The sequence below is a fragment of the Pseudoxanthomonas kaohsiungensis genome (genome assembly GCF_010211765.1).
Classification (GTDB): Bacteria; Pseudomonadota; Gammaproteobacteria; order Xanthomonadales; family Xanthomonadaceae; genus Pseudoxanthomonas; species Pseudoxanthomonas kaohsiungensis.
The window spans coordinates 1-14916 of the sequence record NZ_PDWO01000025.1 but is presented as its reverse complement, the minus strand read 5'-3'; the positions used below and the strand labels follow the sequence as shown (position 1 = coordinate 14916).

Below are 14916 nucleotides of genomic sequence, written 5' to 3'. Positions count from 1 at the left end.
GCCCAAGTCTACCCCCGGTTCGTTATCACGGGGGGGCGGGGCCCGCGGCGGGGATGATCCGATCGCGCGCGACGCGACGCGGACGTGCCGTCGATGGCCGGCTAGATTACCATTCGCGCCTTGCCCGACGCGCCTGGCCGTGGGCGGCACACCGAAAGGACCCCGCATGATCCGTAGCATGACCGCCTTCGCCAGCGGCGAACGCGGCACCCCCTGGGGCGTGCTGGGCTGTGAACTGCGCTCGGTCAACCACCGCTTCCTGGAACTGGGCCTGCGCCTGTCCGACGAGCTGCGCGCGCTGGAACCGCTGCTGCGCGAACGCGTCTCCTCGCGGATCCAGCGCGGCAAGCTCGACCTGGCGCTGCGCCTGCGCACGCCCGAGGGCGCCGTGGCCCTCGCCGTCAACGAGCCGCTGCTGGAGCAGCTGGGCGCGCTGGCGCAGCGGCTGGAGCCGAAATTCCCCAGCCTGCGGGTCGAGTTCACCCAGCTGCTGCAGGTGCCCGGCGTGCTGCAGGTGCCGGTCGCCGACGGCGAGGCACTGCAGGTGCAGGCGCTGGAGTTGCTGGACCAGGTTATCGACGAATTCGTGCTGGCGCGCGAGCGCGAGGGGGCCAAGCTCGCCGCGGCGATTTCCGAGCGCGTGGACGCGGTCGAGCGCATCGCCGGCCAGGTGCGCGAACTGATCCCGGCCATCCGCGAGGGCCAGCGCGCCAAGCTGGCCGCGCGCCTGGCCGACCTGCCGCACCCGGTGGACCCGGGCCGCGCCGAGCAGGAACTGGTGCTGTGGCTGCAGAAGCTCGATGTCGACGAGGAGCTGGACCGGCTCGACAGCCATATCGTCGAGATCCGCCGGGTGCTGGGCCAGCGCGAGCCGGTGGGCCGGCGCCTGGACTTCCTGCTGCAGGAGTTCAACCGCGAGGCCAACACCCTGGGCTCGAAGTCGGTGGATGCGCGCACCTCGGCCGCCGCGGTCGAGCTGAAGGTGCTGATCGACCAGGTCCGCGAACAGGTGCAGAACATCGAATGAGCATGCGTGGCACCCTCTTCATCGTCGCCGCGCCGTCGGGCGCCGGGAAAAGCAGCATCGTCAACGCGGTGCTGGCGCGCGATCCGCAGATCCGGCTGTCGATCTCGTTCACTTCGCGCGCCGCGCGCCCGGGCGAGCGCCACGCGCAGCACTATCACTTCGTCTCGGCCGACGAGTTCCAGGCGATGATCGACGCGGGCGACTTCTTCGAGTACGCCCGCGTGCACGGCGACTGGAAGGGTACCGCGCGGCAGTCGGTCGAGCCGCAACTGGCGGCCGGCCACGACGTGCTGCTGGAGATCGACTGGCAGGGCGCCGCGCAGGTGCGGCAGAAGGTGCCGGACGCGGTCAGCGTGTTCATCCTGCCGCCGTCGCGGCAGGCGCTGGAGCAGCGCATGCGCCACCGCGGCCAGGACAGCGAGGCGGTGATCGCCCAGCGCCTGGCGGCAGCGCGCGAGGAGATGTCGCACTACGGCGAGTTCGACTACGTGATCGTCAACGAGGTGTTCGACACCGCGGTGGACGAGATGTGCGCGGTCTTCGTCGCCAGCCGGCTGCGCCGCGCGCAGCAGCAGGTCCGGCACGGTGCGCTGATCGAGGCGCTGCTGGCACCCGACACCCCGTAACGACGCCGACGGGAGCGCGGCCGCCGGGGCGGACGTTCCCGTCCGGACCCGGGCCCGAGCCGCCTGGGGCGCACGGCCGGCTGCCCGCGGCGGCGCAGGCGTCGCATGCCGACTGGCCTGGGTCGCGGGTAACTGGTTGATTGCAAAGGCCCGTTCAGCCTGGATGCTTGCTCCCTGCAGGCGTCGCCGGCTAAACTCCGCGCCCGATTCCCCTTTCGCGAGCGGCGACCGCAGTCGCCTGGAACCCCTATGGCCCGTATCACCGTCGAAGATTGCCTGGAAGTGGTCAACAACCGCTTCGAACTGGTCATGATGGCCTCCAAGCGCGCCCGCCAGCTGGCCAATGGCGTGCCGGCCACGCTGGATAACAGCGAGAGCGAGGACAAGCCGACCGTGCTGGCGCTGCGCGAGATCGCCGCCCGCACCATCGACAACGCCCTCATCGACGAAGTCGAGAAGGCCGAGCGCGAGCGCGCCGAGCGCGAGGCGCTGGAGTGGGCCGCCGCCGAGGTGGTCGCCGACGACGACCTGTCGAAGGGCGACGACTGACCGTAGCGCCCGGCGCCCGCGACACCCGGCTGAAGGCCCGCCTCGCGCGGGCCTTCGCTTTTTTCGCGCCGCATCGCGCTGACGGGGCCTGCACGAACGGGCGCTAAGCTGCGCGGGTGAAACGCATCTGCGCCCGTTGAGGATGGAGTCGGCACGTCCCGGCGGGGCGCGCCTGCCAGCCGCATGGCGCCGCCACGCGCCATGGCTGGCCGGAGTCGTCGTGCTGCTGGTCCTGCTGTCGCTGGTGCTGCTGCGCGAGCCCCTGGGCGAACGGCTCTGGCCGCAGGCGCGGATCGACCACCTGCTCGCCGAGGGTCGCCAGGCGCTGGCCGAGGGGCGGCTCGACCAGGCCGACGGTGGTGGCGCGCGGCAGAAGTTCGAGGCCGCGCAGGCGCTGGACAGCGACCGCGGCGAGGCACGGGCCGGGCTGGCCCAGGTCGGCCAGGCGGCGCTCGCCCGCGCGCGCTCGGCAATCAGCGGCGGACGCCTGGCCGAGGCGCGCCGCTGGCTGGACCTGGCCGCCGACCTGCAGGTGCCGCGGGCGCAGGTCGCCGCGGTCGCCGCATCCCTGCGGCAGGCCGAGACCGCCGGCATCGACCTCGAACGGGTCCGCGTGCGGGCCGCCGCCGCGCTGGCCGCCGGTGATGCCGACGCGGCATTGCCGCTGTACGCGCAGTGGCTGGCGGTCGCGCCGGGCGACAGTGCCGCGCTCGAGGGGCGCGAGGATGCGCTGTCGCTGCTGCTGGAGCGGGTGCCCACGGCGCTGCACGAGGGCGACCTGGCCGCGGCGGCGCGCTGGCTCGAGCAGGCGCGCCGGCAGGACCCCGGGCACGTGGACCTTCCCGGGCTGCGCGCCGCGTGGGCGCAGGCGGTGGCCAGTGACGTACGTCGCGCCGAGGACCTGCTTCGCCGCGGACGGCCGGAACCGGCGGCCGCGTTGCTTGTCGCGCTGCGCGAAGCCGCACCGGACGATCCGGCCATCCACCAGGCCGCCGAGCGGACCGCCCGGGCGCTGGCGGCGCACTCGCGCCGGCTCGCTTCCGACTTCCGCTTCGACCAGTCCGACGCCGCACTGGAAGCGGCGCGTTCGCTGGCGCCCTCGGCCCAGGCCGAGGTGGCCCGGGCCGCCATGGACCTGGAGCGTGCCCGGCAGGCCGCCGCGCGGCTGCGCCCGCCCGCGCGCGCCACACCGGCCATGAAGGCGTTGCTGCAGCGCGCATTGGCCGGCTTCGAGGAGGCGATGCGACGCGGCGACTGGATCGAGCCACCCGGCGGCAGCGCCTACGACCGGTTGCGCGCCGCACAGGCCATGGCCCCGCAGGATCCGGCGGTGCGCGCTGCCGTCGGGCGGATGCTCCGCGCCGCAAGCGCGTGCGTGGACGATGCCCTGCGCGACAACCGCCTGCGCGCGGCGCAGGACTGCCACGACGCGTGGCAGGTGCTGGCGCCGGCGGATCCGGCGCTCGCGCAGGCACGCCAGCGGCTGGCGCAGCGCTGGCTGGCGGTCGGTGACGAGCGGCTCCGCGCGGGCGAGGTCGGGGCCGCGGCGGGCGCGCTGGAAGCGGCGCGCAGGCTGGACCCGTCGGCTACGGGACTGGAGGATTTCGCCGCGCGGCTGGCGCGCGCGGATCCGGCCACGCGCTGAGGCCTCAGTCGAAGAACACCCGCCGCACGGTCGCCTCGGCCGCCTTCGGCGAGAAGTGCCGGTCGATGTTGTCGAGCCCGGCCCGCGCCTGCCGCTCCCAGCGCGCCGCGTCGCCGTAAAGCGCCACCACCGCGTCGGCGAAGCCGGCCGCATCGTCGGCCACGGAAACGTCGACGCCATCATGCAGGTGCATGCCTTCGACCGCGCACGACGTGGCCACGACCGGCTGGCCATGGGCCATGCTCAGGTTGACCTTGCCCTTGACCCCGGCGCCGAAGCGCAGCGGTGCCACCGCCAGGCGGACGCGCTCCATGTACGGCGAAACGTCCGGAACATAGCCGTGCACCACGATGCCCGGCTCGCCGGCCAGCGCCTGCACCGCCGGCGGCGGCTCGCTGCCGATGCAGTGGAAGCGCACCTGCGGCAGCTGCCGGCGGATGCGCGGGAACACCTCGCGGGCGAACCAGAGCACCGCGTCGGTATTGGGTGGATGGCGGAAGCCGCCGACGAACACCAGGTCGCTGCGTTCGTCGAACGGGGCGCCCGCGCCCGCCACGTCATGGAGGTTGGAAAGCAGTTCGACGCGCAGTCCCGGGACGTCCTGCAGCAGCTGGGTGCGTTCTTCCGCGCTCACCACCAGGGTCAGGTCGGCGGCGGCCATCGCCGCCAGTTCGCGCGCCCGGGTCGCCTCGGCGGCGCGCAGGGCCGCGGCGTCGCCCGCGACCTCCGCGCCACGCCGCTCGCGCAGGTAGTGCAGGTCGACGGTATCGAACACCAGGCGCGCGCCGGGCGCGTGCCGGCGCAGCAGCGGCAGGAAGGCGGTGGCCAGGTGGTGGCGGGTGAGCACGATCACGTCGAAGCGCGCGGCGTGGTCGCGCAGCCAGGCCGGGGCGGAGGTGGCGAACGGCGCGTACCAGGTTTCCACGCCGAGCCGCTGCAGCGCCTGCGTGGCTTCCCCCGCGTGCGCCAGCCCGGTGGGCAGGAACGCGACGTGAGCGCCGGCGGCGCGCAGCATCCGCAGCAGGTTGAACTGGCGCAGCGAGGCCGAATCGCGGTCGGGGCGCGGCACGGCCTCGTCGACCACCAGCACGCGGCGTTGCCGCGCATGCAGCAGGGCCGGGCCGGGCACGACGCCTGGCGGAGGCTGCGCGCGCAGCGCATCGCTCCACTTGCTGGCGAAGACGCCGCGGTTGCGCACCTGGTAGGCCTTGATCCCGCTGCCGGTGTCGGTGCCGGCGGTGGTGCCCTCGTCGTGCAGCACGCGGCTGGTCGGCTGCACGAACACGCGTCGGCCGGCGTCGCGGACGGCGAAGGCCAGGTCGGTGTCTTCGTAATAGGCCGGTGCGTAGCGGGAGTCGAAGCCACCCAGGGCCGTGAACAGGTCGCGCGGTATCGCCAGCGCCGCCCCCGAGCCGTAGTCGGCCTCGCGCAGGTAGGCGTAGCGCGGGTCGTCGGCCGCCTCGAAGCGGCCATAGCTCCAGCAGCTGCCATCGTCGAACACGACGCCGCCGGATTCCTGCAGGCGGCCATCCGGATACAGCAGCTGCGCCAACACCAGCCCCGCGTCCGGCCGCGCGTCGAACGTGTCCAGCAGCGCGTCCAGCCAGCCGGGCTGCGGGATCGCGTCGTTGTTGAGGAACACGAGCACCTCGCCGCGCGCCAGCGAAGCCCCGTCGTTGCAGGCCGCGATGAAGCCGCCGTTGGCGGCGCGCCGGTGGTAGCGCAGGCCGGCCACCTGCGGCATCCACGCGGACGTCTCGTCGCTGCTGCCGTCGTCGACCACGATCACCTCGCAGGCCGCCGCCGGCGGGTGCGCGGCCAGCGCACGCAGGCAGGCCAGCGTCGCTTCGGCGTGGTTGTAGACCGGGATGACGATGCTGGCGCGCGGCACGCCGCCTTCGGCCGTCGCGGGTACCGCGAACGCCGCGAACGGGCCCGGCGCAGGGCGGTAGAGGGGGGTACGCGGCGGTGCCGGCGGCGGTCGCAGCTGCAGCACGGCCCGTTGCCAGGTCACCCGCCAGCCGCGGGCGCGCAGGCTGGACAGGCCGCGGCGCAGCAGCCCACGCAGGTGCGCCAGCCAGTAGCGGAGGTCGGCCAGCGGCGAGGGGGGCATTGCGGTCTGCAACTCCGACTGAAGGCAGGTGAACGGCGCCGACGGCGCAGGCGGACGGCTGCGCTAGACTCGGCCGACCCACGCATTCTCGCATTCCCGTGCCCCGACGCCACGATCCGGACGACATCGACGACATCGACGACATGGAGCCCGGCGCAAGCGCCAGCCCGGCCTGGCGCCGTCACCTCCTCACCGCGGTGCTGGCCGGCGCCGCGCTGGCCGTCGGCTTCCTGGTGCCATACACGCTCTACCTGAACCACCAGGTCAGCGAACGCTTCGCCGCGCTGCAGTGGCAGATCCCGACCCGCGTCTACGCCCGTCCGCTCCAGCTCCGGCCGCAGCTGGCGATGGACGTGCGCACGCTGAAGACCGAGCTGGATGCCGCCGGCTACCAGGACGATGGCGCCGGCGAGCGGCCCGGCAGCTACGCCGCCGACGGCGGCCGCTTCACCATCTCCAGCCGCGGCTATGCCGACGTCGACGGCCAGGTGCCGGCGCGGCGCCTGCAGGTCACCCTTTCCGGTGGCCGCGTGGCCGGGCTGCGCGATGCCGGCAGCGGCAAGGCGGTCAAGGCCGCGCGCCTGGATCCGGCGCGGATCGCCACGCTCTACGGCCAGCGCCAGGAAGAGCGGCGCCTGGTCCGGATCGACGAGGTGCCGGAGCTGCTGGTCACCGGCCTGCAGGCGGTGGAAGACCGGGACTTCGCCCACCACCACGGCATCGACGTGTCGGGCATGGCGCGCGCGGCCTGGGTCAACCTGCTGGCCGGCGAGAAGCGCCAGGGCGCCAGCACGCTCACCCAGCAGCTGGCGCGCAGCGGCCTGCTCGGGATCGGCAAGGAACAGACCTGGACCCGCAAGTTCAACGAGATCCTCTACGCGATCATCCTCGAGTCGCGCTACGACAAGCGCACGATCCTGGAGACCTACCTCAACCAGGTCTACCTGGGCCAGCGGGGCGGCCAGGCGATCCACGGCATGGCCTCCGGCGCCGAGTTCTGGTTCGGCCGGGAACTGGGCGACCTGAGCACCGAACAGGTGGCGCTGCTGATCGGACTGGTGAAGGGGCCGTCGCATTACGACCCGCGCCGGCACCCGGAGCGCGCGCTGGAGCGCCGCAACATCGCCCTGTCGATGCTGCACGACACCGGCCTGGTCGACGATGCCGAATACGAGCGCGCGCGCGCCGCGCCGCTGGGCGTGACCAAGCAGCCGGGCGTGGCCGCGGCCAACCGCTTCCCGGCCTACATCGACCTGGTCCGCCGCCAGCTGGCCAACGATTACCCGGAAAGCGCGCTCCAGGGCGCGGGCCTGACCGTGCTGACCGGCATGTCGCCCTCGGCGCAGGCCTATGCCGAAGGCGCGGTGGTGCGCGCGGCCGAGGCGCTGCAGACCGGCAAGCGGCCACCGCTGCAGGCCGGCGTGGTGGTCACCGACGTGCATGCCGGCGACGTGCTGGCGGTGGTCGGCGGGCGCGACGTGGCCACCCATGGTTTCAACCGCGCGGTCGAAGCGAAGCGCCCGGTCGGCTCGCTGCTCAAGCCGTACGTGTACCTGCTCGCGCTGGCGCAGCCGCAGCGGTTCTCGCTGGCCAGCTTCGTCGAGGACACGCCGGTGACCGTGCAACTGGCACGCGGCAAGACCTGGTCGCCGGACAACTCCGACAACACCAGCCACGGCACCGTGCGCCTGGTCGACGCGCTCGCCCGTTCCTACAACCAGGCCACGGTGCGGATCGGCATGCAGGTCGGCCCGCAGCGGCTGGCGCAGCTGGTCAAGGTGCTGGCCGGGATCGAGGCCGAGCCGAACCCGTCGCTGATCCTCGGCTCGACCGACCAGAGCCCGTACGCGATGGCGCAGCTGTACCAGTTCCTCGCCTCCGGCGGCGAGATCCAGCCGCTGCGCGCGGTGCGCGGCGTGCTCGACCCGGACGGCAAGCTGCTCAAGCGCTATGACACCGCGCCGGCACCGGCGCAGGAAGGCGATTCGATCGCCGCCAACCTGGTCACGGTGGCGCTGCAGCAGGCGGTCAGCGAAGGCACCGGCCGCCGCCTGCTGGCCGATGGACTGGGCCGGCTGTCGCCGGCCGGCAAGACCGGCACCAGCAACGACGGCCGCGACAGCTGGTTCGCCGGCTACACCGGCGACCACCTGGCGGTGGTGTGGATGGGCAACGACCAGAACGAACAGACCGGGCTGTATGGCGCGACTGGCGCGATGCGGGTCTGGTCGGGCCTGTTCGCGCGCCTGCCCAGCGCGCCGTTGCGCGTGTCCGGCAAGGGCCTCGACTGGCAGTGGGTGCTGCCGCAGGGCACGTCGATCACCGATGCCGACTGCCCGGGCGCGCGCCGCTTCGCGTTCGTCGCCGGCGCCGTGCCGGCCTACGCCCCGTGCGCGCCTGCCTACGCCGAGCCTGCCGCCGACAGCGGCGATACCGGCGAGCCTGGTTTCTGGAGCCGCCTGTTCGGTCGCGACAAGCCGGCCGAGCCGGCGCAGGCCGAACCCGCCGGATCGGCCACGACGCCTGCGCCATAATGGGCGGCATGAATCCCCCCGTTCGCTGCCTTTCCGCCGTCCTCGCGGCGTGCCTGCTGCTCGCCGCGTGCGGCACCACGACGCCACCGCCGGTCGCCGCGCCCGGCCCCAGCCCGCAGGAACGCCTTGCGGCGGTGCACGCGGCCGCGGGCGCCGAGGACACCGAATTGAACGTGCAGCCGCTGCGCGACACCCAGGTCGAGGACCTGCGCGAGAAGTCGTCGCAGGCGCTGGCGGCCGGCCGCCTGGACGAGGCGGCCGACGCCTTGAACCAGGCGCTGCTGATCGTCCCGGACGATCCGGCCGTGCTGCAGGAACGCGCCGAGGTCGCGCTGCTGCAGGGGCAGTACGACCGCGCCGAAACCCTGGCCCGCAAGGCCTTCGATGTCGGTTCCCGGGTTGGCCCGCTGTGCCGCCGGCACTGGGCCACGATCGAACAGTCGCGCCTGGCGCGCGGGCAGGCGGAGAACGCCGCCTCGGCCAAGGCCCAGATCGGCACCTGCACGGTGCCGGGCGTGGAGCGGATGTAGTCGCGGTGGCCACGCGTCGCGCCGTCCGGCGCATGCGCGCGGCCCGCATCGACGCGTCCGTGCTTTTCCGATGTCCCGCCTTGCCCACGCCAGCCGCGAAGCGCTCAGCGATGGTGGCGCGCTCGCCGAACGCGTCGAAGGCTTCGTCGCGCGGCCGGCGCAGCAGCGCCTGACCGCGGCGGTGGCCGAGGCCATCGACCAGCGCGAGGTGCTGCTGGCCGAGGCCGGCACGGGCACCGGCAAGACCTACGCGTACCTGGTGCCGGCGCTGCTGTCGGGGCTGAAGACGATCGTGTCCACCGGCACCCGCGCGCTGCAGGACCAGCTCTACCACCGCGACCTGCCGCGCGTGCGCGAGGCGCTGGGCGTCGGGCTGCGCAGCGCGCTGCTCAAGGGCCGCGCCAACTACCTGTGCCGCTACCGCACCGAGCAGGCCAAGGGCGATGCGCGCTTCTCCAGCCCCGAGCAGGCCTCGCAGTTCCAGCGCATCGTCGCCTGGGCCGGGCGCACCCGCGCCGGCGACATGGCCGAGCTGGAAGGCCTGCCCGATGATTCGCCGCTGCTGCCGCTGGTCACCTCCACCGTCGACAACTGCCTGGGCAGCGAGTGTCCCTTCTACGAGGAATGCTTCGTCGTGCAGGCGCGCCAGCGTGCGCAGGCCGCCGACCTGGTGGTGGTCAACCACCACCTGCTGCTGGCCGACCTGGCGCTCAAGCAGGAGGGCTTCGGCGAGATCCTGCCCGGTGCGCAGGCGTTCGTGATCGACGAGGCGCACCAGCTGCCGGAGCTGGCGGCCAGCTTCTTCGGCGAGGGCTTCGGCATGCGACAGCTGCAGGAACTGGGCCGCGACTGCTTGGCCGAGTGCAAGCAGACCACCGGCGCGCTGGCCGTGGTGCAGGTGCCGGTGCGCGCGCTGGAGCAGGCGCTGCGCGAGCTGCGCGCGGCGATGGAAGCGTTGCCGCCGCGCGGCACCCGCTATCGCGCGCTGACCCTGCCGGCGGTGGCCGACGGCCTGGACGTGCTGGCCGACGCGCTGGCGACCCTGGAACAGGCGATGGCGCCGCTGGCGTCGACCTCGCCCGGCTTCGACGCCTGCGTGGCGCGCGCGCGCGACCTGCGCGAACGGCTGGAGCGCTGGCGCGACGGCGGTGCCGCGTCCGATGCGTTCGATGGCGACCAGGACCAGGACCATGCCCTGGTCGAGGCGGTGGCCGGCGAAGGCGATGCCGCGCTCGACCCGACGCGCCTGGCCGAGGCCGCTGCCAGGGGCGGCGAGGTCTACTGGTACGAGCTCAGCGCGCGCGGGTTCCGCTGCCAGCGCACGCCGCTGGACGTGTCGGCGCCGCTGCGCGCGCATCGCGAGCGCTCGCACGCGGCCTGGATCTTCACCTCGGCCACGCTGGCCGTGGGCGGCGGCTTCACCCATGTCGGCCGCAAGCTGGGACTGTTCGATCCGGACACCCTGCTCGAGCCGAGCCCGTTCGACTGGCCACGGCAGGCGCTGTGCTACCTGCCGCGCAACCTGCCCGAGCCGAACACGCGCCAGTTCGGCGCGGCCATGCTGGAAGCGGTGCGGCCGGTGCTGGCTGCCTCGGGAGGCCGGGCGTTCCTGCTGTTCGCCTCGCACCGCGCCCTGCGCGAGGCCGCCGAAGCGCTGCGTGGAGGACCGTGGCCGCTGCTCGTGCAGGGCGAGGCGCCCAAGGCCGAGCTGCTGCGCCGCTTCCGCGAGTCCGGCAACGGCGTCCTGCTGGGTTCGGCGACCTTCCGCGAAGGCGTGGACGTGGCCGGCGATGCGCTGAGCGTGGTGGTGATCGACAAGCTGCCGTTTGCCGCGCCGGACGACCCGGTGTTCGAGGCGCGGCTGGACGCGGTGCGCCGCCGTGGCGGCAACCCGTTCCGCGACGAGCAGCTGCCGCAGGCGGTGATCGCGCTCAAGCAGGGCGTGGGCCGGCTGATCCGCACCGAATCGGACCGCGGCGTGCTGGTGCTGTGCGACCCGCGCCTGACCGCCAAGCCTTACGGGCGGGTCTTCATGGAGTCCCTGCCCGGGTTCACCGTGACCCGGCGGATCGAGGACGTGCAGGCGTTCTTCGCCCGGTCGTAGGCGCCGATCCATCGGCGACACGGGCGTGGCGACAACGAGGGCGCCGCCCGTGCCAGCGTGGCGTGTCGCCGACGAACCGGCTCCTGCAGAACGAAAGGGCCGCGTCCGTCGCCATCGTTTACCCTTTCCGTCCGTCCGCCGGATCCTGCCGCCCCCGATGAAGCTGCTCGCTTTCGAAACCGCCACCGAGGCCTGTTCGGTCGCGCTGTACCTGGACGGCGAGGTGCATGAGCGCTTCGACATCGCGCCGCGCAGGCACGCCGAGCTGTCGCTGCCGTGGGCCGATGCGCTGCTCGCCGAGACCGGGCTGGCGCGCTCGCAGCTGGACGCGATCGCGGTCGGTCGCGGCCCGGGCGCGTTCACCGGCGTGCGCCTGGCGATCGCGCTGGCGCAAGGCATTGCGCTGGCCCTCGACCGGCCGGTGGTGCCGGTATCGACCCTGGCGGTGCTGGCTGCCGGTGCGCCGGGCGAAGGCCCGGAACAGATCCTCGCCGCGATCGACGCGCGCATGGGCGAGGTCTACGCCGCCAGCTTCAGGCGGGAAGGCGCCGCGCTGGTGCCGCTGGACGCCGAACGCGTGCTGCATCCCGAGGCGGTGCAGCTGCCCGCGGGCGCGAGCGGCACGTGGCAGGGCGTGGGCAGCGGTTTCGCCGCTGCCGAAGGCCTGCTGGCCCGGCAGTTTGCCGCGAGGATGACCGCGGTCGACGCCTCGGCGCTTCCGCGCGCCGCCCATCTGGCGCGGCTGGCCGCGGCGGCCTTCGCGGCCGGGCAGGCGCTGGCGCCCGAACGGGTCGAACCGGCCTACCTGCGCGACAACGTCGCCCTGACCCTGGCCGAGCAGCAGCTGCAACGCGCGGCGAAACAGGCGTCCTGAGCGCTCTCCAGCGCCTGCCGGACCGGGCGGGCGCTCCCGCGCCCGGGGCCCCCGGGGCGCGATGTGGCAAAATCTGCAGCCCGTTGTCGCCCGAACCCGCCATGCAGCTCCCCGGATTTCCGCCCACGACGCCCCGTGCCCGGCCTGGCCGCGCGCGCGCCGCCGCAGGCGCCTGAGCCGTGGCCGACGAAACCGGGCACTTGCCGCGCCGTCCCGGCCGCATCCTCAAGGCCACCGTCTGGTCGCTGCAGGGACTGCGCGCGGCCTGGCTGCACGAGTCCTCGTTCCGCCTGGAGGTCTACCTGTTCGTCGTCCTGGCGCCACTGGCCCTGTGGCTGGGCGCCGACGGCGTCGAGCGGGCGCTGCTGGTGGGCTCGATGGTGCTGGTGCTGTCGGCCGAGCTGCTGAACTCGGCGGTCGAAGCGGTAATCGAGCGCTACGGCGCCGAACACCACGAACTGGCCGGCCGGGCCAAGGACATGGGGTCGGCCGCGGTGTTCGTGCTGATGATGAACGTGCTGCTGGTCTGGGGCCTGGTGCTCGGCCCGCGACTGCTATGAATGAACCAACCGTAGGAACCGATCGACGATGAACCTCGAATTCCTGGCCGACCCGAACGTCTGGCTGACCCTGGTGACCCTGAGTGCGCTGGAAATCGTGCTGGGCATCGACAACCTGGTGTTCATCTCGATCGCCGTCGGCCGCCTGCCCGAGCACCAGCGCGCGTTCGCGCGCAAGTTCGGCATCGCGGTGGCCTGCATCACCCGCATCGCGCTGCTGGTCTCGCTGGCGTTCCTGGCGCGGATGCAGAACGACCTGTTCGCCGTGGCCGGCATGGGCTTCTCGATCCGCGACCTGGTACTGATCCTGGGCGGCGCGTTCCTGCTGGTGAAGGGCGCGATGGAGATCCGCGAGCTGATCACCGGCGGCGAGGACGAGGATCCGCGCACCACCAAGAGCTCGCAGGTGTTCTGGATGGTGATCGTGCAGATCGCGATCATCGACATCGTGTTCTCGCTGGACTCGGTGATCACCGCCGTGGGCATGGCCCAGCACATCCCGGTGATGATCTTCGCGATCCTGACCGCGGTGGCGATCATGCTCCTGGCCGCCAATCCGCTGGGCCGCTTCATCGACGCCAACCCGACCATCAAGATGCTGGCGCTGGCCTTCATCCTGCTGATCGGCGTGGTCCTGATCCTGGACGGCTTCGAGGTGCACGTGCCCAAGCCGTACGTCTACTTCGCCATGGCCTTCTCGGTGCTGGTGGAGACGCTCAACCTGTTCATGCGCCGCAACGCCGCGCGCAAGCACGTGCCCGGCGCCGGCGAGTTCTGAGCCCGGGCGCCGGCCTTCACGGCGCCTCGCTTGCGCGGCGGTCCGGGGCGGTGCTGGAATGGCACCGCACCGGCCACCGGCCGGCTCCACGAAGGGAGCGGTGACATGTTTGCCAGGCAAGGGACGATCCGCAGGTGGGCCGCCATGCTGGCGGTGGCGGCTACGGCGATGATGCTGTCCGGCTGCGGCTACAACGCCATCCAGCAGAAGGACGAGGCGGTCAAGGCCGGCTGGTCCGAAGTGCTGAACCAGTACCAGCGCCGCGCCGACCTGGTCCCGAACCTGGTCGCCACGGTCAAGGGCTATGCCGCCCACGAGAGCCAGGTGCTGACCGACGTGACCGAGGCCCGGGCGCGCGTGGGCCAGGTCCAGGTCAATGCCGACGACCCGGCGTCGCTGCAGCAGTTCCAGGCCGCGCAGGGCGAGCTGTCCTCGGCGCTGTCGCGCCTGCTGGTGGTCAGCGAGAACTACCCGACGCTCAAGGCCGACCAGTCCTTCCGCGACCTGCAGGCGCAGCTGGAAGGCACCGAGAACCGGATCACCGTGGCCCGCGGCCGGTACATCGCCTCGGTGCAGGACTACAACACCTTCGTGCGCTCGTTCCCGCAGGTGATCACGGCCAAGGTCTTCGGCTACGGCCAGAAGCCGAACTTCACGGTGGAGAACGAAGCGCAGGTGCAGCGCGCACCCAGCGTCGATTTCGGCGCCACCCCGCCGGCGCAGCCGCCGCAACCCCCGCAGCCGCCTCCGGCGCCCGCGCCGGCCAACTGAACCGGTGACCGGCATGCGCGCACTGTGCGTGCGCCTGATGGCAGCCTGGCTGCTGCTGGCGGCCACCCTGGCCGCGTGGGCGCAGCCGGCTTCGCCTGCGGCCATTCCGCCGCTGGACGCCCCGGTCGTCGACACCACCGGCACGCTCGACGCGGCGACGGTGCAGCGCCTGGACGCGCAGGCGCGCGCGCTGCAACAGCGCAAGGGCAGCCAGCTGCAGGTGCTGGTGGTGCCGAGCACGCAGCCGGACAGCATCGAGCAGTACGCGGTGCGCGTGTTCGAGGCCTGGAAGCTCGGGCGCAAGGGCGTGGACGACGGCGTCCTGCTGCTGGTGGCCAAGGACGACCGCGCCGTGCGCATCGAAACCGGCTACGGGCTGGAGGGCGCGATCCCCGACGCGGTCGCCAACCGGGTCATCCAGGAATACCTGGTGCCGAAGTTCCGCGCCGGCGATTTCGGTGGCGGGATCGAGGATGCGACCGCGGTGCTGGTCAAGCTGGTCGATGGCGAACCATTGCCCGAGCCGGTCAGCCGCAACCGCGACGGGGATGCGCGCGGCGGTGGCGCGTGGCTGCCGGCGCTGGTGGTCGCCTTCATCGTCGCCAACGTGCTGCGCGCGCTGTTCGGCTGGTTGCCGGCGCCATTGCGCGGACCGCTGGTGGCCGTGGCCGGTGGCGCGGTGGGATGGTGGATCGCGTCCAGCGTGGTCGCGGCCGGGCTGGGCGCCCTGGTCGGGCTGATGGTCGGCCTGTCCAGCCTCAAGGCGGGGCGTTACGTCCGCTCCGGGCGTGGCGGCGGCTGGGGC

Annotated in this window: 13 protein-coding genes; 12 read left to right on the top strand and 1 reads right to left on the bottom strand. The window is 73.0% G+C overall.

The window, feature by feature from the left end:
• Positions 1-166: 166 nt before the first annotated feature.
• The 4 genes from CSC66_RS16920 to CSC66_RS16905 all read left to right on the top strand — a co-directional run bounded on the left by CSC66_RS16920 (position 167) and on the right by CSC66_RS16905 (position 3847).
• Positions 167-1027: a YicC/YloC family endoribonuclease gene (locus CSC66_RS16920; protein WP_162378584.1), complete on the top strand. Its 861-nt coding sequence runs from the start codon at positions 167-169 to the stop codon at positions 1025-1027.
• 2 nt (positions 1028-1029) lie between these two features.
• Positions 1030-1653 carry a guanylate kinase gene (gene gmk, locus CSC66_RS16915; RefSeq protein WP_162378583.1) on the top strand — a complete coding sequence of 208 codons (624 nt, stop codon included), beginning with the start codon at positions 1030-1032 and terminating at the stop codon, positions 1651-1653.
• A 249-nt stretch (positions 1654-1902) separates the two neighbouring features.
• On the top strand, positions 1903-2202 hold the full coding sequence (gene rpoZ / locus CSC66_RS16910) for a DNA-directed RNA polymerase subunit omega (protein WP_162378582.1): 300 nt from the start codon (positions 1903-1905) through the stop codon (positions 2200-2202).
• 220 nt (positions 2203-2422) lie between these two features.
• Complete coding sequence (locus CSC66_RS16905; RefSeq protein WP_162378581.1) at positions 2423-3847, top strand: hypothetical protein; 1425 nt, start codon at positions 2423-2425, stop codon at positions 3845-3847.
• 4 nt (positions 3848-3851) lie between these two features.
• Here CSC66_RS16905 and CSC66_RS16900 read toward each other — a convergent pair whose 3' ends face one another.
• Positions 3852-5960 (bottom strand): glycosyltransferase, encoded by a 2109-nt coding sequence (locus CSC66_RS16900; RefSeq protein WP_162378580.1) that lies wholly within the window; start codon positions 5958-5960, stop codon positions 3852-3854.
• A 98-nt stretch (positions 5961-6058) separates the two neighbouring features.
• Here CSC66_RS16900 and mrcB point away from each other — a divergent pair, with 98 nt between their 5' ends.
• The 8 genes from mrcB to CSC66_RS16860 form a co-directional block, all read left to right on the top strand.
• A complete protein-coding gene (gene mrcB / locus CSC66_RS16895) occupies positions 6059-8494 on the top strand; it encodes a penicillin-binding protein 1B (RefSeq protein ID WP_162378579.1) in 2436 nt (811 codons plus the stop codon).
• A gap of 8 nt (positions 8495-8502) precedes the next feature.
• Complete coding sequence (locus CSC66_RS16890) at positions 8503-9024, top strand: tetratricopeptide repeat protein (RefSeq protein ID WP_162378578.1); 522 nt, start codon at positions 8503-8505, stop codon at positions 9022-9024.
• Positions 9025-9094: 70 nt separating this feature from the next.
• Positions 9095-11128 (top strand): DNA repair helicase YoaA, encoded by a 2034-nt coding sequence (gene yoaA, locus CSC66_RS16885; protein ID WP_162378577.1) that lies wholly within the window; start codon positions 9095-9097, stop codon positions 11126-11128.
• A gap of 157 nt (positions 11129-11285) precedes the next feature.
• Positions 11286-12002 carry a tRNA (adenosine(37)-N6)-threonylcarbamoyltransferase complex dimerization subunit type 1 TsaB gene (tsaB, locus tag CSC66_RS16880; RefSeq protein ID WP_162378576.1) on the top strand — a complete coding sequence of 239 codons (717 nt, stop codon included), beginning with the start codon at positions 11286-11288 and terminating at the stop codon, positions 12000-12002.
• Positions 12003-12181: 179 nt separating this feature from the next.
• On the top strand, positions 12182-12562 hold the full coding sequence (locus CSC66_RS16875) for a diacylglycerol kinase (protein WP_162378575.1): 381 nt from the start codon (positions 12182-12184) through the stop codon (positions 12560-12562).
• A 28-nt stretch (positions 12563-12590) separates the two neighbouring features.
• Positions 12591-13340 carry a TerC family protein gene (locus CSC66_RS16870; RefSeq protein ID WP_162378574.1) on the top strand — a complete coding sequence of 250 codons (750 nt, stop codon included), beginning with the start codon at positions 12591-12593 and terminating at the stop codon, positions 13338-13340.
• 144 nt (positions 13341-13484) lie between these two features.
• Positions 13485-14111, top strand: coding sequence for a LemA family protein (locus tag CSC66_RS16865; protein ID WP_162378586.1), 627 nt, complete (start codon positions 13485-13487; stop codon positions 14109-14111).
• Positions 14112-14124: 13 nt separating this feature from the next.
• Positions 14125-14916: TPM domain-containing protein (locus tag CSC66_RS16860; protein ID WP_425501069.1), on the top strand; the 792-nt coding region annotated here is incomplete at its 3' end.